General features: G+C 66.4%; 18 protein-coding genes and 4 tRNA genes. 12 read left to right on the top strand and 10 right to left on the bottom strand.

Annotated features, from left to right (window positions below; translation table 11 throughout):
* The first annotated feature begins 33 nt into the window (after positions 1-33).
* The 5 genes from MasN3_RS11545 to MasN3_RS11525 all read left to right on the top strand — a co-directional run bounded on the left by MasN3_RS11545 (position 34) and on the right by MasN3_RS11525 (position 2,339).
* Positions 34-110 (top strand) — tRNA-Arg (locus tag MasN3_RS11545).
* 382 nt (positions 111-492) lie between these two features.
* Positions 493-569 (top strand) — tRNA-Arg (locus MasN3_RS11540).
* Between the two features lie 242 nt (positions 570-811).
* A tRNA-Arg gene (locus MasN3_RS11535) sits at positions 812-888 on the top strand.
* A gap of 329 nt (positions 889-1,217) precedes the next feature.
* Positions 1,218-1,294, top strand: a tRNA-Arg gene (locus tag MasN3_RS11530).
* A 499-nt stretch (positions 1,295-1,793) separates the two neighbouring features.
* On the top strand, positions 1,794-2,339 hold the full coding sequence (locus tag MasN3_RS11525; protein ID WP_281914209.1) for an FxDxF family PEP-CTERM protein: 546 nt from the start codon (positions 1,794-1,796) through the stop codon (positions 2,337-2,339).
* A 139-nt stretch (positions 2,340-2,478) separates the two neighbouring features.
* On the opposite strand, the gene MasN3_RS11520 is transcribed toward MasN3_RS11525, so the two are convergent.
* The 4 genes from MasN3_RS11520 to MasN3_RS11505 form a co-directional block, all read right to left on the bottom strand.
* Positions 2,479-4,371, bottom strand: a complete 1,893-nt coding sequence (locus MasN3_RS11520; protein ID WP_281914207.1) for a hybrid sensor histidine kinase/response regulator — start codon at positions 4,369-4,371, stop codon at positions 2,479-2,481.
* Positions 4,371-4,967 (bottom strand): YfiR family protein, encoded by a 597-nt coding sequence (locus tag MasN3_RS11515; protein ID WP_281914205.1) that lies wholly within the window; start codon positions 4,965-4,967, stop codon positions 4,371-4,373. Before MasN3_RS11515 ends, MasN3_RS11520 begins: the two co-directional genes overlap by 1 nt.
* Positions 4,968-4,983: 16 nt before the next feature.
* Entirely contained in the window at positions 4,984-5,157 is a 174-nt protein-coding gene (locus tag MasN3_RS11510; protein WP_281914204.1) for a hypothetical protein, read from the bottom strand.
* 463 nt (positions 5,158-5,620) lie between these two features.
* Positions 5,621-6,820 (bottom strand): ISL3 family transposase, encoded by a 1,200-nt coding sequence (locus tag MasN3_RS11505; protein WP_370662345.1) that lies wholly within the window; start codon positions 6,818-6,820, stop codon positions 5,621-5,623.
* A gap of 230 nt (positions 6,821-7,050) precedes the next feature.
* On the opposite strand from MasN3_RS11505, the gene MasN3_RS11500 reads away from it, so the two are divergent.
* From MasN3_RS11500 to MasN3_RS11485, 4 genes are all read left to right on the top strand, one after another.
* On the top strand, positions 7,051-7,887 hold the full coding sequence (locus MasN3_RS11500) for a response regulator (RefSeq protein WP_281914202.1): 837 nt from the start codon (positions 7,051-7,053) through the stop codon (positions 7,885-7,887).
* A 99-nt stretch (positions 7,888-7,986) separates the two neighbouring features.
* Complete coding sequence (locus MasN3_RS11495; RefSeq protein WP_281914200.1) at positions 7,987-9,078, top strand: 5-methyltetrahydropteroyltriglutamate--homocysteine methyltransferase; 1,092 nt, start codon at positions 7,987-7,989, stop codon at positions 9,076-9,078.
* Positions 9,075-12,149, top strand: coding sequence for a hybrid sensor histidine kinase/response regulator (locus tag MasN3_RS11490; RefSeq protein WP_281914199.1), 3,075 nt, complete (start codon positions 9,075-9,077; stop codon positions 12,147-12,149). Before MasN3_RS11495 ends, MasN3_RS11490 begins: the two co-directional genes overlap by 4 nt.
* Before the next feature lie 130 nt (positions 12,150-12,279).
* Positions 12,280-13,236 (top strand): GGDEF domain-containing response regulator, encoded by a 957-nt coding sequence (locus MasN3_RS11485; RefSeq protein WP_281914198.1) that lies wholly within the window; start codon positions 12,280-12,282, stop codon positions 13,234-13,236.
* A gap of 145 nt (positions 13,237-13,381) precedes the next feature.
* On the opposite strand, the gene MasN3_RS11480 is transcribed toward MasN3_RS11485, so the two are convergent.
* Complete coding sequence (locus MasN3_RS11480) at positions 13,382-13,831, bottom strand: hypothetical protein (RefSeq protein WP_281914197.1); 450 nt, start codon at positions 13,829-13,831, stop codon at positions 13,382-13,384.
* A 258-nt stretch (positions 13,832-14,089) separates the two neighbouring features.
* On the opposite strand from MasN3_RS11480, the gene MasN3_RS11475 reads away from it, so the two are divergent.
* A complete protein-coding gene (locus MasN3_RS11475) occupies positions 14,090-15,706 on the top strand; it encodes a response regulator (RefSeq protein WP_281914195.1) in 1,617 nt (538 codons plus the stop codon).
* Between the two features lie 43 nt (positions 15,707-15,749).
* On the opposite strand, the gene MasN3_RS11470 is transcribed toward MasN3_RS11475, so the two are convergent.
* Positions 15,750-16,205 carry a hemerythrin domain-containing protein gene (locus MasN3_RS11470; protein WP_281914194.1) on the bottom strand — a complete coding sequence of 152 codons (456 nt, stop codon included), beginning with the start codon at positions 16,203-16,205 and terminating at the stop codon, positions 15,750-15,752.
* A 185-nt stretch (positions 16,206-16,390) separates the two neighbouring features.
* On the opposite strand from MasN3_RS11470, the gene MasN3_RS11465 reads away from it, so the two are divergent.
* Positions 16,391-17,122 (top strand): sensor histidine kinase, encoded by a 732-nt coding sequence (locus tag MasN3_RS11465; protein WP_281914193.1) that lies wholly within the window; start codon positions 16,391-16,393, stop codon positions 17,120-17,122.
* A gap of 119 nt (positions 17,123-17,241) precedes the next feature.
* Here the strand turns inward: MasN3_RS11465 and MasN3_RS11460 are convergent, their stop codons facing one another.
* Complete coding sequence (locus MasN3_RS11460; RefSeq protein WP_281914192.1) at positions 17,242-18,543, bottom strand: NAD(P)/FAD-dependent oxidoreductase; 1,302 nt, start codon at positions 18,541-18,543, stop codon at positions 17,242-17,244.
* Between the two features lie 188 nt (positions 18,544-18,731).
* On the opposite strand from MasN3_RS11460, the gene MasN3_RS11455 reads away from it, so the two are divergent.
* Positions 18,732-19,715 (top strand): aldo/keto reductase, encoded by a 984-nt coding sequence (locus MasN3_RS11455; protein ID WP_281914191.1) that lies wholly within the window; start codon positions 18,732-18,734, stop codon positions 19,713-19,715.
* 10 nt (positions 19,716-19,725) lie between these two features.
* On the opposite strand, the gene MasN3_RS11450 is transcribed toward MasN3_RS11455, so the two are convergent.
* The 3 genes from MasN3_RS11450 to MasN3_RS11440 all read right to left on the bottom strand — a co-directional run bounded on the left by MasN3_RS11450 (position 19,726) and on the right by MasN3_RS11440 (position 22,344).
* Positions 19,726-20,190, bottom strand: a complete 465-nt coding sequence (locus MasN3_RS11450) for a hypothetical protein (protein WP_281914190.1) — start codon at positions 20,188-20,190, stop codon at positions 19,726-19,728.
* Positions 20,191-20,282: 92 nt separating this feature from the next.
* A complete protein-coding gene (locus tag MasN3_RS11445; protein WP_281914188.1) occupies positions 20,283-21,071 on the bottom strand; it encodes a LytR/AlgR family response regulator transcription factor in 789 nt (262 codons plus the stop codon).
* On the bottom strand, positions 21,064-22,344 hold the full coding sequence (locus tag MasN3_RS11440) for a sensor histidine kinase (RefSeq protein WP_281914187.1): 1,281 nt from the start codon (positions 22,342-22,344) through the stop codon (positions 21,064-21,066). Before MasN3_RS11440 ends, MasN3_RS11445 begins: the two co-directional genes overlap by 8 nt.
* Positions 22,345-22,497: the final 153 nt, after the last annotated feature.

Here is a 22,497-nt window from a genome sequence, read left to right as displayed (position 1 = left end):
AACGAAGAGGCGCTGCTATAATGCGTGCCTCGGGCGGCTGTAGCTCAGCTGGATAGAGTACTTGGCTACGAACCAAGGGGTCGTGGGTTCGATTCCTGCCAGCCGCGCCAGAATATGAGGGGCCAGATCGAAAGATCTGGTCCCTTTTTTCGTTGGCGCTGTTCGCGCCAGGTGTGGAAATTGAACTGTCGGGCTGAGTGGATGCCTAAGCTGGACTGAATCGCCGGGACGATCGATGCGGCCGACAAGCTTCACCCGCTTGCTGCATGGCTTGCGCTCGCTTACCCGGCACCGGCTTCCCAAACGCGATCGGGACGTGCTCCTCGTCACCGACGGCCATGTCGCCTACCGGAACTTTTCCCGCCAGGCGCGCACGTGCGGGGCGCCCTGCACATTCAACACGTCACTGCCTGCCACCAGCGCCTGCGATGCGCGCGGATGCCAATAAGACTTTCACAATAGGCAAAGCTCCTGCTATAATGCGTGCCTCGGGCGGCTGTAGCTCAGCTGGATAGAGTACTTGGCTACGAACCAAGGGGTCGTGGGTTCGATTCCTGCCAGCCGCGCCAGAATATGAGGGACCAGATCGAAAGATCTGGTCCCTTTTTTCGTTGTACTGCCGGCCTCCACCCTTGATGAGTCCGGTGCGGGAAGCGCGGGCGCAAGGCGGCGTTTCGCTGCAAGCCGGCCTCACGCACCCGGCATCCCGGCAGCTTGCGTGTCCGGCCGCAGGCGCGCCAGCGCCGACTTTGCGAGAATGCCAATAAGGCTTTTGCAATATGCGAAGCTCCTGCTATAATGCGTGCCTCGGGCGGCTGTAGCTCAGCTGGATAGAGTACTTGGCTACGAACCAAGGGGTCGTGGGTTCGATTCCTGCCAGCCGCGCCAGAATATGAGGGACCAGATTGAAAGATCTGGTCCCTTTTTTCGTTGCACCCGGCTACGCCACCCTTAAGCTAATGCCAGTCAGTTAGCGATCATTGTAGGGTGGGCACTGACTCTTAAGTGACTGGCATTAACCCTTAAGCGCCTTCTAAGACGGCTTTGAGAAGATTCATCCCGCAGCATCGCAGTTCGATTCCCCTCCCCGCGGCCGCCGCGCTTCACCGGGCGTCCGAACCTCGCAACGGGGCCGGGGGGATCACTCCGGATGGGCTTGGGTTCACGAATCGGGGGATTTGCCAAATCATCCGATGCTGCTATAATGCGTGCCTCGGGCGGCTGTAGCTCAGCTGGATAGAGTACTTGGCTACGAACCAAGGGGTCGTGGGTTCGATTCCTGCCAGCCGCGCCAACTTTTCTTAAATGGCTCAGAAACGATTCTGGGCCATTTTTCTTTTCCGCCGTCCCTCCTCGCTTTTCCGACTCCGGTAGGCTTATTCTCCCCGGCGCCTTCTTGCGCGCCCGCCATAGCGCGGCTCCACTGCCGGCGTAACTCAGCAAAAAGCAGCTTAAAACGCACTAATTTCTACGCTTCGTTCATTAAACCGGACTGAAATGGCGGGGACTTGACGCCAGAAAGCCCCTTCCATTTTTGTAGGACTGCACCGACACATTTTCAGCAACTTGAGAAATTTTTTCTACTGATCAAGCTAGAAAAGACGAGTTCTCCTATGAAGCCAAGCCCGAAAGCATGTCCGAGCAGAAATCTCTTGTTATTCGGAACATGTAGCGTGCATTGAACGTTCAATCACACTTCCACGTGCTTTTTTTTGCCCTTTTGATAGCATGAAGTTCCCCGATACGTGAAACCCAGGCTGCAGGACGCGGCTGATTCTAATGCGAGGAAAGAAATGAAAAAATCTCTGATTGCTGCAATTGTGTTTGCTTCCGCTTCGTTTGGCTCGTCGGCCGTCATGGCCCAGGAAGTCATCGGCAACTCCCCCCAGGCGCTCGATCTGATCGACAACACCGCCTTCTTCGGTGACACCTTTGCCGCTGACAACCGAGGCAATACCTTCGCCGACCGCTTCACCTTCACGGTCGAAGGCGACATGCCGATGAATCTGGACGCGATCATCTCGTCGATCAGCCGTAGCGAAAGCGAGGGCCTGGACATCACCCGGCTGGCCCTGTATGGCGAAGACGACACGCTCATCACCACCGGTACCTCGCTGATGAGCGGTGCAATGGACGTCTGGAGCATCTCCAGCAACAACCTGGCCGCCGGTAACTACTACCTGCAGGTCAGCGGCAATCTGGTGTCGGATACCGGCGCCTCGTTCGGCGGTGCCGTGATGCTGGCCCCGGTTCCGGAGCCGGAAACCTACGGCATGATGCTGGGCGGTCTCGGTATCCTGGGCTTCCTGGCACGCCGCCGCAAAGCCAAGCAGGCCTGAGTTCCTCAGCTGCTGACATAGACGGACGGAAGCGCGCAAGCGCTTCCGTTTTTTTTCGTCCGAAGAAAAGCTGGACGGTCAACAGCGGCGGACACCCCGGCGACGCCATGACAGCGCGGCGCCGGAGGCCCGTGCCGCATCAGGTACGCAGCTTCTTGATGATGCTGCGGTTCCCCAGGATTTCCTCGATCTGCTCGAAACGCACCGGCTTGACCATGTGGTGGTCGAAGCCGGCCTCGAAGGCAAGCTGGCGGTCCTTCTCCTGGCCCCAGCCGGTGACGGCGATCAGCACCGTCATCGAGCCGCAGGCCAGGCGGCGGATTCCGCGCGCCAGGTCGTAGCCCGACATGTGCGGCAGGCCGATGTCCAGGAAGGCGTAGTCCGGGCAGAAGCGGGCCGCCGCCGCCAGCGCGTCGGGCCCGTTGTGGGTGATGACCACGCTGTGGCCCATGGCCGTGAGCAGCGCGCCGATGCTGTTGACGAAGTCGACGTTGTCGTCCGCCAGCAGGATGCGATAGGACTCGGTGCTGATGAAGGCGGCCGGCGTCGGCTTGGCGATCGGCTCCGGGTCGACCACGATCGGCAGGCGCACCACGAAGCAGGTGCCCTGGCCCAGGCCCTCGGATCTGGCCTCGATGGTGCCGCCGTGCAGCTCCACCAGCTTGCGCGCCAGCGACAGGCCGACGCCCAGGCCGGCCACGCTGCGCTCGAGCGTCGAATCGACCTGCACGAACATGTCGAACACGGTGTCGAGCATGTCCGGGGCGATGCCGATGCCGGTGTCAGCCACTTCCACCACCAGGGTGCGGTCCTCGACGCCCGCTCTTAGCGTGACGCGTCCGCCCCGGTTGGTGTACTTGGCGGCGTTGTTCAGGAGGTTGGACAGCACCTGGGCCAGGCGCGTCGCGTCGCCATGCAGGAACACGGGACGGTCCGGCAGGTCGATCACCAGTTCGTGGCCGTGCAGTTCTATATAGGAGCGCACCACCTCCAGCGCGTCGTTGACCACGGCCTTGAGTTCCACGCGGCCCATCTTGATGGTGAACATGCCGGTATTGATGCGCGAAACGTCCAGCAGGTCGTCGACCAGGCGCACCATCTGGCGCAGCTGGCGTTCCATGATGTCGGTGGCGCGCTGGGTCGCCTGGGCGTCGCCGCTGCGGATGCGCAGGATGTCCAGGCCGGTGCGGATCGGCGCCAGCGGATTGCGCAGTTCGTGCGCCAGGGTCGCGAGGAATTCGTCTTTCCTGCGGTCGGCCACGATCAGGGCCTGCTCGGCGCGCTCGCGCACGGTCATCTCGTGTTCGAGCGTGCGGTTGGCCGCCTGCAGCGCGTCCGAGCGGCGCCCGATTTCGGCCAGCATGTCGTTGAAGGCCTCCACCAGCACCCCAATCTCGCCCTTCTCCCTGCCGGGCACGCGCAGCGAGAAGTCGCGCCGCAGCATCACCTGGCGCGCCACGTTGGTCACCGCCTGCAGCGGCCGGGTGATCGAGGCCTGCAGGCGCGAGGCCACCAGGGCCGCGATCACGAGCGCGCCCAGCATCACGCCGCCGAGGATGGCGCCATAGCTGAGCACCCGGTCCAGCAGCCCGACGCGCGAGCGCAGGTAGACGGTGCCGAGCGGCTCGCCGTTCTCGACGATCGGGCGGAACACCACCAGTTCGCCGCGCTCCATGCGGTAGCCGGCGCTTTCCGGGCGCGCCGGGAAGGCCGCTTCCGTTCCGGCCTTGGCATAGGTGGCGAAGCGCTGGCCGCTGTTGGTATAGATGGCGGCAGCCATGATCTGCGGCCTTACCCGCAGCACCGCGAGGCTGCGCGCGGCGGCGGCGCTGTCGTTGAACGACACCGCCGGGGCGGCGACGTCGGCGACGATGTCGGCCTGGGTGCTCAGGTCGTCGATCCAGACGCGCTGGAAGGTGCGCGCGTCGACCACGATCATGGCGATGGCGGCCGTGAGGAGCGCGACGATGGTGGTCGCCACGGCCATCAGGATCAGTTTGCTGCGGACCGAGCCGGTATCGTGCATGCCCATCACGATCCTCCCTTCTGTACCCGGTTCGCCACGGTCAGCAGGCGCGAACTGAGCTTCACGTTCTTCTTTTCGGCGGCATCGAGCGACACGTCGAAACGCACGCGCTCGTCGACGATGCGGAAATTGATGACGCTGCCATAGCGCAGGCCGCCGTCGCATTCGGTCACGGTCAGGAGGGCGCCCGGGGCGGCGCGCAGCACGCGGCCGGCCCGTTCGGCGTCGCCGCCCGCCACGAACAGCAGATGCACGGCCGGCGGCGCCTCGTTCATGGCGACCTGGCGCACCACGATTGGACGGCCCGCGATCGCGCGGCCGCTGGCGATGCGCGCCAGTTCGACGGTCATGTCCTCGGAGCCGACCACGGCGATCGTCAGCGGCCCGCCGGGATCTGCAAAGGCATGCGCCGGGAATTCGGCATAGCCGAGGAATTTGTACAGGAAGGCGGCCTTGACGCGGCGCTCGAGCGCCTCGGCCCCGCCCGCATCTGCCAGCGCGCGCGGCGCCGTCCCCACCCCCGCCAGCAACAGCGGAAACGGTAGAGCCAGGGCCCGGTAGGCCAGGCGGCGACGCGTGCGGTCGGGGAGCTTTGTCTTCATTCTTGTCATGGCGCTTTCAGAAACGCAGCGTTGCGCTGGCGAACACATGCCGTTCAGCCAGTTGGCGCAGGCCCGCCTCCCCGAACTCGGGATGACGCGCGTGCATCAGGTTACGGCCCGCAAGGGCCGGTTCGACGCCGGGACGCGCCTGCCACGCCAGGCGAAGGTCGAGCTCATGATAGCCCGGCATGGGAGGCTTCGTCGCGCTGGCCGCAGCGCATGAAGGCGCGGCCGTGGGCGCCGGGCGCCCTGATCGACACGAGCCCGGCCAGCCGATCGAGCGCGCAGTCTTCCCGCGCGAGCGCGGCTTGCCCGTGCTGCGCCCCAATAGCCCGGACAGGGGCAAGCCCGCCGCCTGCGTGCAGCAAATACAGTGCCGCACAAGCGCAGGCAAGCCGGGAAGGTGTGAACATAGTTGCCATCGTAGAACATTTTCACCCATGCACCAAGCGTGCGCGCCTCCCGCCGGACTGGCGTCGCGGCGACGCCACGGCATGGTTGACAAACCTGGCTCATCAATAATATTGATGGCGGTCATTTGAAATATAAATTGGACGAATTTGCGGCAGTGCAGCATCATGCTTCCTGTCTCCTCTATTCTCCTCCAAGGAAATAGATTCAGCCCGCTTCCTGGAAGCGGGCTTTTTTTTGGTTCATCGCGTTTTGCCGGGAAACGCATCCTTGATTTTCAGGAAGAAGTAGGATGCATCCCGAAATCCGTAGGCCATGCGCTTGATGACTTTGATGCGGTTGTTGACGCCTTCCAGGATCGATGAGTTCATCGGATAGATGGCCGAAGCCAGAATGCCGCGCCGGTACTTGGCCAGCCGTTTGGCAAACTGGATCAGCGGTGTGATATGGCTTTCCAAGGCGAGTTTGAGCCAAGCCTTCCATCGACGAGCACCTTCCCGGACCGATGGCGCATACCAGATCTCTTTCAATTCGGTCTTGAGCAGGTAGACCGTTGCCAGCGGCTGATTGGCGGCGAGCAGTTCTTCGAGCTTGACGGCCTGTTCGGCCTTGAGGTTGTCGCGGTTGCGTAGTAACAGCCAGCGGCTACGCTTGATGACCTGGCGCGCTTTTGGTTCGGCCCGTAACGTATTGGCTTGATCGACGCGCACCCGGTCGACGACTTCGCGGCCGAAGCGGGCCACGACATGAAACAAATCGTAGACCACCTCCGCGTTTGGACATTGCTGACGCACTTCAAGGTCCATGGCCGTGTTCATATCCATGGCCACCGCCTCGATTCGCTGGCAGCCTTGCTCGCCCAGCAGCTCAAAGAATGGCCGGATCGCTTCCCGGCTGTTGCCTTCCCCAACCCACAAGACGCGCATACGCTCGGCATCCATGGCCACGGTAGCGTAGCGATGGCCCTTGTGCAGGGCAAATTCGTCCATGACCAAGCGGCGTACGCCCACCGCCGAGAAGTCGCCGTGCAGCTGCTTTAGTCGCCGATGATCAATCTCTTTGATGGTATGCCAGTGCAGCCCGGTCAACCGGGCTATATGGGCTATGGGCAGCAACTGCGCCAGCGCCTCGACCCACAGACGCACGCGGTGCGTGATGCGCGCCCGGCGGTCGAGCCAAACAATGTGCTCGGCCACTCGTGCATTGCAGTGATGGCAGTCCAGCCGCCGTACCGGCACATCGAGCCAGACGCGCTTGTCCAGAACGTCGCGATCGCGCACCTTACGCCTTCGGCGCTCATGCACCAGGGCGCAAGGCTGGTGGCACGCTCCGCACACAGCATCCCTTGCCGGGCAGGTATCGAGAACGATTAACAGTGATCCGTCTTCTTGTTCTTGGACGGTGTCGACAATATGGCCTTCCCAAAACGGGACAGACGACATAGCATTGAGCATGGCGGTGGTTTGATAGACTGATTTGTTTGGCGACTATCAATCTACCAACATCAGGCCACCGCCACCACCTCCCGATTAGATCGTCAACCCCGTCTTCCCCCATTCCCCGCGAAGAACCTTTTTTTTGCCCGCGCGGGCAGCGCACGGATCGAGACGGCAGTTGGCCTGCATTTGGTGTAGGATGGCCGCCATGTTTTCGTTCCTACAACAGTCTGCCCATGCCTGAACACGATCCGCGCACCGTTAGCTCCTACGACTGGTCCGGGAGCAGCCTCGGCGAGCCCGCCCGCTGGCCCACGCCGCTGCGCGTGGCCGCCGACCTGCTGCTCAATTCCCCCCTGCCGGGATTGCTGGTGTGGGGGCGCGAAACCGTCCTGGTCTTCAACGAGGCCTATGCCGATCTGGCCGGCCTGGGCTGCGGTCGGGTGCCGGGCGGCTCGGTGCCCTCGGTGCTGCCGCCGCCCCTGTCGGCCGCCGGCGCCGCCCTGCAGCATGCCTGGTCCGGACAAGCCGGCCTGGTGGCGGGCGCGCAGCTGGGCTTTCGCCACGCGGACGGCCTGGTCGAACATCGCTGCGACCTGCGCCTGACGCCGCTGCCCGACGGCGACGGCGGCATCGGCGGCATCCACGTCCTGCTCGCGCCCCCGGCCGCCGCGCCCGCCGCGCAGGCGCCGGAACCCGAGGACACCGCGCTGCGCATCCTGGTGGTCGAGGACAACCTCGACTCCCAGTACCTGGTCTGCGAGATGCTCAAGGCCTTCGGCCACGAGGCGGACGGCGTGGCCCATCCGGACGACGCCCTCGCCCTGCTGGCCAGGCAGCGTTATCAGGTGCTGTTCTCGGACGTCAGCCTGCCCGGCATGTCGGGCGTCGACCTGGCGCGCCGCGCCCTCGAGGACTATCCGGCGCTGAAGGTGATCTTCGCCTCGGGCTACGGCGATTCGCTGCTGCGCCACCTCGAGTTCCCCTACCTGTCGCTCCAGAAGCCCTACGAGCTGGACCAGCTCCAGGATGCCCTGGAAAAGGTGGCGCGCCAGCCGGCGCCCGCCAGGTGAGGCCGGTGCCACGTGCCGGCAGGCTCCGGCTGGGCTACAATGGCCCGTACCAGGCCGCGCGCAGCCGTGCGTCCGGCGCCTGCCACCATGCCAGCACTGATGATTCCAACTGAACCGATCGGCAGCATTCCACGTCCGCCCGAGCTGATCGCCGCGATCCGCGGCGGCGCCGCGGATCGCGCGCTCGCGCCCCTGCTCGAGGCGGCGGTGCGCGCCACCGTGCTGGATTTCGAGGCGACCGGCGCGCCGGTCATCAGCGACGGCGAGCAGGGCAAGCTCGAGAATTTCTGGAGCTATCCGGTACGCGGCGCGGCCAACACCGCGCCGGACGGCTTCCGCATCCCCGTGCAAAGCGGTGCCGGCCCCACCAGCCACCGCATGCCGCGTCTCACGCACGGCCCCTTCCGTTACCAGTGCTACGCCGACCAGTACCTGCGCGCGGCGCGCCGCCACGCGACCCGGCCGCGCACCTTGATCAAGCAGGCCATCATCTCGCCGTCGGCGCTGTCGCTGCTCTACCCGCCCGACGGCCTTGAAGGCTATACGCGCGAACAATTCCTTGACGACCTGGTGCGCGAACACGAGACCGAGATCCGGCGCTGCCTCGAGGCCGGCGCCCACAAGGTGCAGATCGATTTCGCCGAAGGTCCGCTGGCGATGCGGCTCGACCCGAGCGGGGCCCTGCTGGCCAGCTTCGTCCACCTGAACAATATGGCGCTGGCGCGCTTTTCCGCGGCCGAACGCGCCCTGATCGGACTGCACGTGTCGGCGGCCGGGGTCCGGCCGCCCGGGTCCGGCGCCGGCGCGCAGGAGACCGAAGTCGACTACGCCGATCTGCTGCCGGCGCTGTTCGAGATCCGCGCCGGCAGCTTCTATATCGCGATGGCCGGACAGCCCGACCCGGAGCGCGTGCTGCGCATCGCGCGCGACTATGCGCGCCCCGATCAGCGCGTGTTCGTCGGCGTCGTCGATCCCTTCGACACGCGGATCGAGAGCGCCGCACAGGTGCGCGACCGGGTGCTGCTGGCGGCCCGCTACCTCGACCTGCGGCGCCTGGGCACGACCGACGATGCCGGCTTCGCCCCCTTCTTCGACGACGACAGCATCAGCCGCGCGAGCGCCTTTGCCAAGGTGCGCGCACGGGTCGAAGGCACGCGCCTGGCAAGCGCACTGCTGGAGGGGGCCGCGTGAGCGACGAACACGAACTCGAGATGATGCGCAGCGCCGCGCTGCGCAACGCCCAGAGCGTGCTGGCGGCGCGTCAGCGCGCCGAGGAAGAGCTGCTGGGGGCACAGGAAGCGCTGCGCCGTGCCAACGAGCGCATGGAGAACATGCTCGAAAGCCTGTCCGACGGCTTCTGCGCGGTCGACCGCGAGTGGCGCATCATCTACATCAACGGACGTGCGCTCGACATGATCGCCCCGCTCGACAAGCACCGCGCGGGCCTGATCGGCAAGAACCTGTGGGACGAGTTCGAAGACCTGCACGGGACCTCGGTGGCCGAGGACTGCCGGCGCGCCATGGACCGGCGCGAGACCGTGGTGCGCGACTTTTATTACGTGCGCCTGCAGTGCTGGCTGGAAATGCGCCTGCATCCTTCGCCGGACGGCCTGACCCTGTACTTCCAGGACATCACCCAGCGCAAGCTGGACCAGCAGGCCCTGGTCGAGAACAACAACCGCCTGCAGGTGGCGCTGGCGGCCGGGCGCCTGGGCGACTGGCGCTGGGACGCCGCGCTCGACCGCGTGATCCTGGGGCCGCGCGCGGCCGGCATCCTGGGCCTGCCTGCCGACACCCCGCTGCCCTGGCCGCAGCTGCGTGCGCGCCTGCATCCCGAGCACCGCATCCAGGTGCGGCGCGCCGTGCTCAAGGCGTTCGACGCGCGGGCCGACCTGAACATCGAGTGCCGGGTCGCGACCGGCGCCCTCGAGCGCCAGGCGGAGCGCTGGGTGGCCCTGGTCGGCCGTCCCGATTACGCCGAGCGCAAGGGCCAGGAAACCCTGGTCGGCATGACCGGCGTGGTGCAGGACATCAGCTCGCGCAAGAGCGCCGAAGATACCTTGCGCCAGAGCGAGGAACTGCTGCGCGCGCTCGCCAACACCATCCCGCAGCTGGCCTGGATGGCCGGCACCGACGGCGGCATCGTCTGGTTCAACGACCGCTGGTACGAATACACCGGCCGCAGCCCGGAGCGCAGCGTGGGCTGGGGCTGGCAGGAAACCGTCGAACCGGACGCCCTGCCCGCGGTGATGCGGCACTGGCGCGAGACCATCCGCAGCGGCGAGCCCTTCGAGATGGAATTCCCGCTGCGCGGCGCCGACGGCAGCTACCGCTGGTACCTGACGCGCCTGAGCGCGGTGCGCGATGCCGACGGGCGCGTGGTGCGCTGGTTCGGCACCAATACCGACGTCGACCAGGTCAAGCGCGCCGAGCAGGCGTTGCGCGACGAATCGCACGTGCTCGAGCTGCTCAACAGCACCGGCAGCATCCTGGCCTCGACCCGCGACCTGCGCTCGCTGCTGCGCGCGGCCACCGAGGCGGCGCTGGGCGTGAGCGGCGCGCGTTACGGCGCCTTCGTCCACTACGGCCAGGACGGCGACGGCGCCCTGTTCTCGATGGTCACGCTGTCGGGCGCGACCTCGAGCGAATTCCAGACCTTCGGCGAAGCGCAGGCCAGCACGCTCTACCCGCCGGCCCTGCGCAGCGAAGGCGTGGTGCGCATCGAGGACATCGCCCGCGACCCGCACTATGCGGGCAGCGCGCCGCGCTTCGGGCTGCCGGGCGGGCACCCGGCCGCCGGGGAGCCGGCGCTGCGCAGCTACATGGCGGTGCCGGTGGCGGCGCGCTCGGGCGAGCTGCTCGGCACCATGTTCTTCGGCCATCCGGAACCCGCGGTATTTACCGAACGCAGCGAGCGCATCGTGCGCGGCATCGCCGCCCAGGCCGCGATCGCCGTCGACAACGCCCGCCTGTACGAAGCGACGCGCCGCGCGGCCGAGGAGCGCAAGGTGCTGCTCGAGAACGAACGCGAAGCGCGCGCCGAGGCCGAGCGCAGCAGCCAGATGAAGGACGAGTTCCTGGCCACCCTGTCGCACGAGCTGCGCACCCCGCTGTCGGCGATCCTGGGCTGGTCGCAGGTCCTGCGCCGCGGCAGCCGCGACGGCGCCGACCTGCAGCGCGGCCTGCAAACCATCGAACGCAATGCGCGCGCCCAGGCCCAGCTGATCGAGGACCTGCTCGACATGAGCCGTATCACCTCGGGCAAGGTGCTGCTCGACATGCAGGCGATCCTGCCTTCCAGCTTCATCGACGCCGCCATCGAGACCGTGCGTCCGGCGGCCGATGCCAAGCACATCGCCATCGAGAAGCACTACCTGGCGCCGGGCGCCCTCGTGGCCGGCGACACCGGCCGGCTGCAACAGGTCATCTGGAACCTGCTGTCGAATGCGATCAAGTTCACCCCGCGCGACGGCCTGGTGGCGGTCGAGATCAGCGAACGCGATACCAAGGGCGGCAAGGTGGTGGCGATCACGGTGCGCGACAACGGCGTCGGAATCCGCCCCGAATTCGTCACCCACGTGTTCGAGCGTTTCCGCCAGGAAGACGCGTCGATGACGCGCCGGCATGGCGGCCTGGGGCTCGGACTGTCGATCGTCAAGCACCTGGTCGAGCAGCACGGCGGCACGGTGCGGGCCGAGAGCGCCGGCGAGGGCCAGGGCGCCAGCTTCACGATCGAGCTGCCGCGCGCCGAGGCGCCGGCCTCAAGCAGCCGCCCGGCCCGGGCGATGCCCGCGCCCGCGCCCGCCCCGGCGCCCGAGCCGCCCGACGGCGCACTGCGCAACCTGGCCGGGCTGACGGTGCTGGTGGTGGACGACGCGCGCGACAGCCGCGAGCTGATCGCGCGCATCCTGACCGACTGCCATGCCCGGGTGCGGGTGGCGGCGAGCGCGCGCGAAGCCTTCGACGCCCTGCGCAGCGACCGCCCGGACGTCCTGGTGAGCGACCTGGGCATGCCCGAGGTCGACGGGTTCGAACTGATCGGCTGGGTACGGGCACTGCCGCGCGAGGCCGGCGGCCAGTTGCCGGCCATCGCCCTGACCGCCTTTGCCCGGCCCGAGGACCGCCTGAAGGCCCTGGAAGCGGGATTTTCGACCCATATTTCGAAGCCGGTGGAGCCGGGAGAACTCATCGCCGCCATCACGTCGGTAGCGGTGCCGACTGCACAGATGGTGAATGGCGCCGGGCGCGGACTTGGTCGATAATGCTCCTACCCGGACACGCGGCGCTGTCCTACAAGAAATTTTTAGGCTTTTGCTAGACTATGAAGATATGGGAGGTGTCCATTCCAAAAGGAAATGGAACACGTTTCCGACAGCGTAGAAGAGAATGAGCATGCCGAGCAGACAAGACATTTTGAACGCGAAGATCCTGGTGGTGGACGATTCGCCCGACAATATCGAGCTGATGGAAGAGATATTGCGCGAGGAAGGCTACACCTGCGTCAGTTCGACGATGCTGCCGGAACAGGTGTGCCCGCTGCATCGCGAGCACAACTACGACCTGATCCTGCTCGACCTGCAGATGCCGGGCCTGAAGGAGATCGAACAGGGCGGCTACCTGCCGGTGCTGGCCCTGACCGCCCAGCCGAGCTTCAAGATCGCCGCGCTGGAAGCCGGCGCCCGCGACTTCATCAGCAAGCCCTTCGACCTGCTCGAAGTACACAAGCGCATCCACAACATGCTGGAAGTACGCCTGCTCTACAAGGAGCTGGCGCAGTATTCGCGCGCGCAGCAGGAGCTGGCGCTGCACGACGCCCTCACCGGCCTGCCCAACCGCCGCCTGCTCGAAGACCGCATCGAGACAGCCCTGCAGCACGCCAACCGCAGCCACACCAAGGCCGCGATCATGTACCTCGACCTGGACGGCTTCAAGGCGATCAACGACACCTACGGCCATGCCTATGGCGACGACATCCTCAAGATGGTGTCGCAGCGCCTGCTGGCCAATTCCCGCAAGGAAGATACCGTGGCCCGCCTCGGCGGCGACGAATTCATGGTGGTGCTGGGCGAGATCCACAGCCTGGCCGACGCCCAGGGTCCGGCGGCCAAGCTGGTCGAAGCCGTGTCCGAGCCCTATTTCATCAACGACCTGACCTTGCGCCTGTCGACCTCGATCGGCATCAGCATCTATCCGGACGATGCCGAATCGGTCGACGCCTTGATCAGCATCGCCGACTACGCCCTGTACGAAGCCAAGCGCGCCGGCAAGAACCGCTTCTGCTCGCCGGCGGCCAACCGCCAGTCGGCCGCCAAGATGCCGGCGCCGGTGGAAACGGCGGCGCATCGCTGACGCTCCCGGTCGGCACACGAATCGGCCGCGACGATGCCACGGGCGTCATCGCGGCCGATTTTCATCAGTCTCAACTTAATATAAACGGGCCACCGGCAGCTTCCGCTGCCGGTGGCCCATCATGAATCCAAACAGCGCCGATCGATCAGCGATTGCCGCCTTCGTCCTTCTGCAGATACCTGGTATTGATTTCCGCCGAACGCAGCATGTCCTCGCTGTGCGACTCGATCGCCTGGGCAGCCTGGTGATCGCGGCTGGCGTCGACCTTGTCCGGCGCCACTTCGATGCGGGTGATGCTGGACTGGACCGATACCGGGTCGCTGGCCGGGAAGGTCATCTCGACGGCGTCGTCGAGCAGTTCTTCTTCGGCCTGCTCCTTGCTCGAGGCATTTTCACAGCTCGACAGCGCCTTGATGGCGACTGCGTAGTTGACGATTTGCATATTGGCAAGGTCGCCGATCGTGTGCACGCCCGCCGCGGCAAAGGCAGCGGCCTGCTGTTCATTGACGCCGCACAGCGCGGTCAGCGGCGAATCGACGAGCTCACGGAAGGATTTGCCGTGATAATCCTGGTTGACGATAGAGTTGATATTCATTTTCTGTCCTTTCGTGGTGGCAGCCCCGTTCCCATGGAGTCGGTTGAACTGGACGTTTTCACTATCGCACAGGCGCCCCGAGACGTATGTGCGGCATCGTACATGCACCCATGCGCACGATTGAGTTTTGCTTATTTGCACCTAAATTGCCCGTGATATCATTCCCCGTTATTACAGTGTTTTTAAAACGCAACACTCTTGTTTTGATATGATCTTTCCTGAAAGTAAAGTCTTTTAGCGAAAGCACAACGAACCATCGTGGCACACACTGACAAACCCAAGATCCTGGTCGTCAACGACGACGCCGCCAGCTTGCTAGCGCTGACGAGCCTGCTCGACCAGTGGGCGGACGAAAGCAATTACACGGTGCATTCGGCCCGCTCGGGCCAGGAAGCGCTGCGCCAGGTGCTGCTCCACGATTTCGCAGTGATCCTGCTCGATGTGAACATGCCCGGGATGGACGGTTTCGAGACCGCCGAGGCGATCCACCAGCGCGCGCGCTCGGCGGATATCCCGATCATCTTCGTCACCGCCTTCCTGGCCGACGAGATCGACCGCCTGAAGGCCTACCAGCGCGGCGCCGCCGATTTCCTGTTCACCCCGGTGATTCCGCAGATCCTGCACGCCAAGGTCTCGGTGTTCGTGGCGCTGGCCATGAAGAACGAGCAGCTCAAGCGCCAGGCCGAGAAGCTGTCGCAGCGCACCACCGAGCTGACCGCGACCAACCGCCGCCTCGTGCGCGAGATGGAAGAGCGGCGCGACGCCGAACGCAAGAGCCACGCCAAGGACGAATTCCTCGCCATGCTCGGCCACGAGCTGCGCAACCCGCTGTCGGCGATCAGCAGCGCTTCCTCGCTGATCGGCATGGCCGGCGCCAACGCCGAGACGGTGAGCCGCGCCAAGCAGATCATCCAGCGCCAGAGCCAGCACCTGTCGCGCATCGTCGACGACCTGCTCGACCTGTCGCGCGCGATGTCGGGCAAGATCCTCTTGTCGCGCAAGCCCATCGATTTGTCGAACCTGGTCTCGGGTTGCCTCGAGACCCTGCGCGCCACCGGCCGCTCGGCCGGCTACCGCATCAGCGTCGACCTGGCCCCGAACTGGGTCGACGGCGACCCGACCCGCCTCGAGCAGATCACCACCAACCTGCTGGACAACGCGCTCAAGTACACGCCGGCGGGCGGCGGCATCGACGTCGGCGTGGCGCAGTCCGGCCAGGACGTGGTGCTGACGGTGCGCGATACCGGCGTCGGCATCCCCGAGGAACTGCTGCCGCACGTGTTCGACGTCTTCGTGCAGGGTGCGATCTCGATCGACCGCTCGCAGGGCGGCCTGGGCATCGGCCTGTCGCTGGTGCGGCGCCTGGTCGAGCTGCATGGCGGCAGCGTCAGCGCCCATAGCGACGGCAGCGGCAGCGGCAGCACCTTCATGATCCGCCTGCCGCGCACCGAACCGCTGCTGCCCGCCACCGGCGCGCAGCAGTCGAGCGGCGATAATTCCGGCAAGCCGGCGGTGCTCCTGATCGAAGACAATGAAGACGGCCGCGAGATGATGGCGACCATGCTGGCCGCCCACGGCTTTCCGGTGGACACCGCCGCCGATGGGCTGCAGGGCGTGGCCGCCGCGCTGACCGGCCGCCCGGCCGCGGCGCTGGTCGACATCGGCCTGCCCGGCATCGACGGCTACGAGGTGGCGCGCCGCCTGCGCGGCGACCCGGCCACCTCCCACATCCGCCTGATCGCACTGACCGGCTACGGCTTAGCGGAAGACAAGCGGCGCGTGATGGAAGCGGGCTTCGACCAGCACCTGGTCAAGCCGGTCGGCATGGACCAGCTGCTGGAAGCGCTGGCGCCGGCGCAGGCCGACGCCGTCTGAGGCAAGGCCCCGGCCAAGCCCGCAGCGCCGGGACCGGGGTCGGTTACTGCAGCTCGGCGGCCCGGGCCGCCATCTCCTGGCCCAGCGCTTGCAGGTCCAGCTTCAGTTCCTTCATCTTCGGGAACATTTCCTTTTCTTCTTCCTCGACGTGGTGGTCGACCAGTTCGCCCAGCACCTTCACCTTGGCGTCGTACAGGTCGTCGCCCGGGTCCATTTCCTGGATCTGGGCGATCAGGTCCTTGGCCGAGGCGTGCTCGACGACGGCCTCGTCGACCATGTCCTCGGTTTCCTCCGTTGCTTCGCGCACCGCCGGATACAGGATCTCTTCCTCGATGGTGGTGTGCATGATCAGGGCCTGGCAGATCTCGTCGGCAAGTTTTTTCTTGCTGACCTTGGCACGGTCGGTCATGTTCTCGAACTTCTCGAACATTGCGTGGACTTCGCGGTGCTGCGCGGTGAGCAGCGTGATGGCATCCTGCGATTTGCTTGCGGTCGTCATTGTATTACCCCGGTTATTGATAAATTGGTATGCCTACGACGCAAGCTTCGCCCGAAACCACTGACGCGACTGTACGGCAGCGCACGCTGTTTCGGGTCGACCCCGCCGCTACAATTCACCTGGCTTGCGCGCCGCCTCCGCGCCAACTGTTGTATGATTTGGGGAAACATTTAACCGAGCCTACGATGACCGAACCGGCACATCAGCAGCCCGCCGGCGCCGTGGCCACCACGGGGCCGGGCGCGGACCGCACTGCTGAACTCACCGAGATGCTGGGCTACCTCGCCGCCTGCTGGGACGAGGAACGCCGCCTGCTGGCACGCCAGCTCCACGACAGCCTGGGCTCGTCGATGACGGCGCTGACCATGCATCTCGCCCTGCTCAGCCAGCACATCCCGGCCGAGAACCAGTCGATGCGCGACCGCAGCGCGCAGATGAAGGCGCTGCTCGCCAACATCATCGAGACCAACCGCAAGATGCAGCTCGAGCTGTGGAACGACAAGCTCGAGTTCCTCGGCCTGAAGGCCGCGCTGGCCGAACTGGTCCCGGGTTTCGCCGCCGCCCACGGCTTCAAGGCCCGTGCCAGCCTGCCCGACGAGGACGGGTCGTATACCCGTACCCAGGGCGTGGTGCTGCTGCGCTGCGTCGAGGAAGGCCTGCGCAACGTGGCCGCGCATGCAAGCGCGACCGAGGTCGACGTGATCCTGGACGACGACGGCGAGCAGGTGATGCTGACCATTCGCGACAACGGCCGCGGCCTGCCGAACGCCGGCAAGGTGCTGGAATCGACCAGCTGCCACGGCCTGCGCCTGCTGCGCGAACGCGCGCGCTTCCTGGGCGGCACCCTGGAACTCGGCGCCGGCGAGAGCGGCGGCACGCTGCTGCGCATGACCTTGCCGAAGCAGGCGCCGGGCTAAAACCGGCTCTCGTAGGGTGGACGGCTATGCCGTCCGCGCGTTCAAACCCAACATGAATTGATGCGACGCGATTATTCACGCAGCAGTCGAACGCGCGCACGGCGCCGTGCACCCTACTTTTAGTGCAGTTTCACCAGCGGCGTGGCGCGCCGCACCAGGAAGCGCGCCAGCGCCAGCACCCCGGTGCGCATGGTGCCGAGCACCGCGCGGTGGTGCATCAGGTGCAGGCTGGTGTACATCAGGCGCGCCATCGTACCCTGCACGAACCAGCTGGCCCCACGCAATGAGCCCATCAGGCTGCCCACGCTGGTGGAGCGGCCCACCGACACCAGCGAACCGTAGTCGCGGTATTCGTACGGCCGCTCCTGCGGCGCATGGCCCTTGGACTTGCGCAGGAAGGTCGTGACCAGGTAGTCGGCCTGCTGGTGGGCGGCCTGGGCGCGCGGTGGCACCGCATTGCCCTTGCCGTCGACGCAGGCGGCGCAGTCGCCCAGCGCATAGATGTCGTCCGCGCCTTTCACGCGCAGGTGCGGGTCGACCTCGACCTGCCCGCCCCTGGCGGTCGGCAGGCCCGTTGATGCCAGCAGGTCGGGTGCCTTGATCCCGGCGGCCCACACGCACAGATTGGCGGGATAGACCTTGCCGTCCTTGTCGATCACCCGGTCGGCATCGATCTGGATGACCCGGCAATCGGTCACCACGCGGATGCCGCGCTTGCCCAGCAGCTCGGTGGCCGCGCTCGAAACCTTTTCCGGCAGCGGCGCCAGTACCCGCGGGGCGCCCTCCAGGATGGTGATGCGCACGTCGCGCTTGCCGTCGAGCTGGTCGAAACCGTAGTTGACGTAGGCGCTGGAGGCTTCGCGCAGCTCGGCCGCCAGTTCCACCCCGGTGGCGCCGCCGCCGATGATCACCACGTCGAGTCCCGCGGCGCCGCCCTCCTCGCGCTCCTGCTCGGCGGCCAGCATCAGGCGCAGCATGCGCAGCCGGAAGCGCTCGGCGTCTTCCGTGGCATTCAGGGAAATGGTGTGCTCCTTGGCCCCGGGCACGCCGAAGTAGTTCGAGGTGCTGCCGACCGCAAGCACAAGCGAACCGTAGGCGAGGCGGCGCTCGGGCAGGACCTCGTCGTTGTCGGTCGCCGCCAGGATCGCGCCCACGGTGATGGTTTTCGAGGCGGCATCGAGCGCCGTCATCGGTCCGAACACGAAATTGAAGCTGTTGTCGTACGCCAGCATCTGGTAGGAGAGGCCTTCCTGGTGGATGTCCAGGGTGCCGGCCGCGACCTCGTGCAGCGAGGGCTTCCAGATGTGGTAGAGCCGGCTGTCGACCAGCGTCACCTTCGAGGGCCCCAGCTTGCGGCCCAGTTTGCAGGCCAGTTCCAGGCCGCCCGCCCCGCCACCCACGATCACGATTTCGCTACGCAAAGTAAGCTCCTTCATGGTGCGCCCGTCCGGCAATGCCAGCACATGGGCGATGTGGCAATCTTACTACGTCGGCGCAAAGCCTGCGGCGCCATGCCTCGTCTTGCAGAGTCCGCGGCGGCGGCGCCCAACGGTGCGCGCCGCGCGCCGGTGTAGCATGGCGCCAGCCAATCGACACGAAAGGACTGCACGTGAACCAGCGCTACCGACCGATCTCGCGCCTGGGCCTTGGCGGCACCGGACTGGGCGACATGTACCACACCACGGGCGACGAGGCGGCCGGCACCACCGTCGACGCCGCGTGGGAGGCGGGCATCCGCTATTTCGACACCGCCCCGCACTACGGCACCGGCCTGTCCGAGCACCGCTTCGGCCAGGCCCTGCGCAGCCGCCCGCGCCGCGACTACACGCTGTCGACCAAGGTCGGGCGGGTGCTGGTGCCCGACCCGAACGGCGACATCGCCCCGCCTTTTGTCTCTTCACTGCCGTTCCGGCGCCTGACCGACTACAGTGCTGCCGGCGCACGTCGCTCGGTCGAGGACAGCCTGCAGCGCCTGGCCCTCGGCAGCATCGACATCGTCTACGTGCACGACCTCTCGCCCGACCACCTGGGCGACGCCTTCGACCACCATTACCGGATCGCGGCCGGCCGCGGCGGCGCTTTTGAAGAATTGGTGCGGATGCGCGAGGAAGGCCTGATCAAGGCCTGGGGCCTGGGCGTGAACACGGTCGAACCCTGCCTGCGCGCGCTGCGCGACTCGGACCCCGACATTTTTCTCTTGGCCGGGCGCTACACGCTGATGGAAACCACGCCGCTGGAGGCGCTGTTCCCGCTATGCGGCGAGCGCGGCGCCGGCATCGTGCTGGGCGGTCCGTTCAACTCGGGTTTCCTGGCCGGCGGCGACCATTACGATTACGTGCCGGCCAAGCCGCAGCACTTCGCGCTGCGCGAACGGCTGCGCCAGGTGGCGGCGCGCCATGGGGTCGACCTGCCGGCGGCGGCGCTGCAGTTCGGCGCGGCCCACCCGGTGGTGGTCGCCACCATCCCGGGCGCCAGCAGCACGCGTCACCTGCGCCGCAATGCCGACCTGATGGGCGTCAAGATTCCGGCCGCGTTCTGGCAGGAGCTGGTGGCGCAGGGCTTGCTGCCGGCGGGGGCGCCGCTGCCGCAGTAAAGCTGCCGGTTCAGTCGTGGCCGCGGCCGTGGCCCTTGCCATGGCCGTGACCGCGATCGTGGTCCCTGCCGTGGCCGCGCTCGCCATGATGGCCGCGTCCGTGGCCACGGTCATCGTAGCGCTCGCGGTAATGCACTTCGCGGTAGCGCGGCACGTACACGTCCGAGTACCAGCGGTCCTGCACGAACAGCACCGGCTGGCCGCAGGCGCCGTACTTGCGGCAATGCTTGCTCCAGTTCTTGCGGTGGCCCGGCGGGACGCGCAGGTAGACCGGCTCGGCGCGCACCCGGTGGCGGCGCTCGATGATCACCGGCTCGGCCACGTACACGGGCGGCGGGCCGTAGCTGCGGTAGCCATCGCCGAGGTCGATGCGGCCGTAGAAGCCGGGCTGGCCGACACTGATGCTGACATTGGTCTGGGCCAGGGCCGGGAAGGATGCCGCCGCCAGGGCTGCAGAGAGAATCAGGGCTTTCATGGGTGCCTCCAGGCTTGTTGATGGCACAACTTTACCATTGGCAAGCCCGATTCAATTGCCCCGAAACACTCTGTGCAGGCTTTCACATCTGGTTACATGTTACGGAACAGGCCCATGAAGGGCTGGCTCACCGCGAGCGTCTCCGGCCGGCTCTTCAGCCGCAGGATGCCGCGCCCGCTGTCGTCGCGGGTGACGCCCGCCACCGCGCGCAGATTGACGATGGTCGAGCGGTGCACCTGCTTGAAGTGGGTGGGATCGAGCACCTCGAGCAGGTCGCGGATGGGCTTCCTCAGCAGCGCTTCGCCATCGGGCGTCATCACCACCGTGTATTTGCTGTCGGCCTGGAAGTAGCAGACGTCGTCCACCAGGATCAGGCGCGTTTCCTGGCCGCGGCTGGCGGTCAGCCACACCAGCGGCGGCGCCTTCGGCGGCGGGGCCACCGCCTGCAGCTGCAGCAAGAGGGCCTGCAGCTGGCCGAGCTGTCCGTTGTCCTGCCCGGCGCGCTGCAGGCGCGCCTGCACCCGCGCCACCGTGCCTGCCAGGCGCTCGCGCGCCACCGGCTTGAGCAGGTAGTCGACGGCGCCGCGCTCGAAGGCGTCGATCGCGTACTGGTCGTAGGCGGTGACGAACACCACCTCGGTCCTGATGCCGGCCTGCACCAGGTTCGATGCGACTTCCAGCCCGCTCAGGCCCGGCATGCGGATATCGAGGAACACCACTTGCGGGCGGTGCTCGGCGATCGCCTCCAGGGCGCTGCCGCCATCCTCGCAGCTGGCCACGATCTCCAGTTCCGGCCACGCCTGGCCAAGCAGCTCGACCAGCGATTCGCGCAGCAGGGCTTCGTCTTCGGCGACGACACACTTGATCCGGGGCTCAAGCATGATGGGCTCCCGCCTGCAGGTGCAGGGGAATGGTGATGGTGGCCGCCACCCCGCTCGGGAAATTGGCGACGATCGAGAACGCGGCCGCGCTGCCGTAGGCCAGGCGCAGGCGCTCGCGCACGTTGCGCAGGCCGACCCCGGTGCCGCCGCCCTCGAGCGTGAAGCCGCGGCCGTCGTCGGCCACCGTCACCGCCACGGCGTTGTCCACTTGGCGCGCCAGGATCCAGACCGTCCCGCCGCCCGGCTTGGGCTCGAGGCCGTGCTTGATCGCATTCTCGACCAGGGTCTGCAGCATCATGGTCGGGAACAGCACCGCGCGCAGCGCGTCCGGCACGTCGACCTGCAGCTGCAGGCGCGGCCCCATGCGGATCTTGAGGATATCGAGGTAGGCGCGGGCGCGCTCCAGTTCCTCGCCGATGGTCGAGGGCGCATCCTCGGTGCGCGGCAGCGAGTGGCGCAGGTACTGGATCAGGTTGCCGAGCATCTCGTCGGCGCGCGCCGGGTCGGTGCGCGTGAGCACCTGGGCGCTGGCCAGGGTGTTGTACAGGAAGTGCGGCTCGACCTGGGCATGCAGCAGGTTCAGCTTGGCCACGGTGAGCTCCTTCTCGGTGGCGGTCTGGGCCACCAGCGCCTGCTCGCCGCGGCGGCGCTCGGCCACGCGCCGGGTAATCGCCCGCACGATGGCCTCGGCGTTCTCTAGGTTGGTGCCGTGGTCGACCAGGAAGGTGTCGGTCCAGGCCGGATCTTCCGGTTCGCAGATCAGGGTGACGCTGCCGGCGGCGTCGCCGTTCGGCGTGACCGTGGCCAGGATCTGGTTGCGCCGTTCGCCGAAGGGAATGAAGGCCCAGCTGGCGGCCGGCGGTTGGCCGTCGTGGTGCATGGCGTAGGGATTGATGCGCTTGACCTTGGCGCGCACCTGCAGGCTGTCGCGGGCGCTCTCGACCAGGATCGCGCCGGGCAGTTCGCGGATCGCGGCGTCGATCAGATCAAAAGCTTCGCCTGCTTCGAAGGGGATCTCGATCTGGCGCCGCTGGCGGTTCGACAGCGTGCCGCTGTTCAGGCTGCCCGCAATCAGGCGCACCCGCCGCATGTGCGAGAACACGCCCGACAGCACCCACAGGCCCAGAAACAGGGCCAGCAGCACGAGGTAGCCGCCGCTGGGGTCGCGATCCAGGTATCCCCGGGACGACTCGACGAGGATGATGCACAGGATGAGGTAGCAGCCGAGCCAGGCCAGCAGCAGCCGTCCAATATGAAAAGTGCTTGAGATCATGATGTTCTTTCAGTAGTCAGGGCAGCGCCAGATTAGTCCTGGTCTCTGTTGCCGGGTGACATTATGCGACGGAGCTGGGATAGCGGCGACGAAAGCGGGCCTGGCGGGCACAAAAATCCGTTGCAGAGGAACGTCACCCGGCTGGTATACCTC

This window comes from Massilia varians (genome assembly GCF_027923905.1).
In the GTDB taxonomy this organism is placed as follows: domain Bacteria; phylum Pseudomonadota; class Gammaproteobacteria; order Burkholderiales; family Burkholderiaceae_D; genus Telluria; species Telluria varians_B.
Note: the sequence above shows the minus strand (reverse complement) of the source record. Positions and strands in the feature narration are given on the sequence as shown.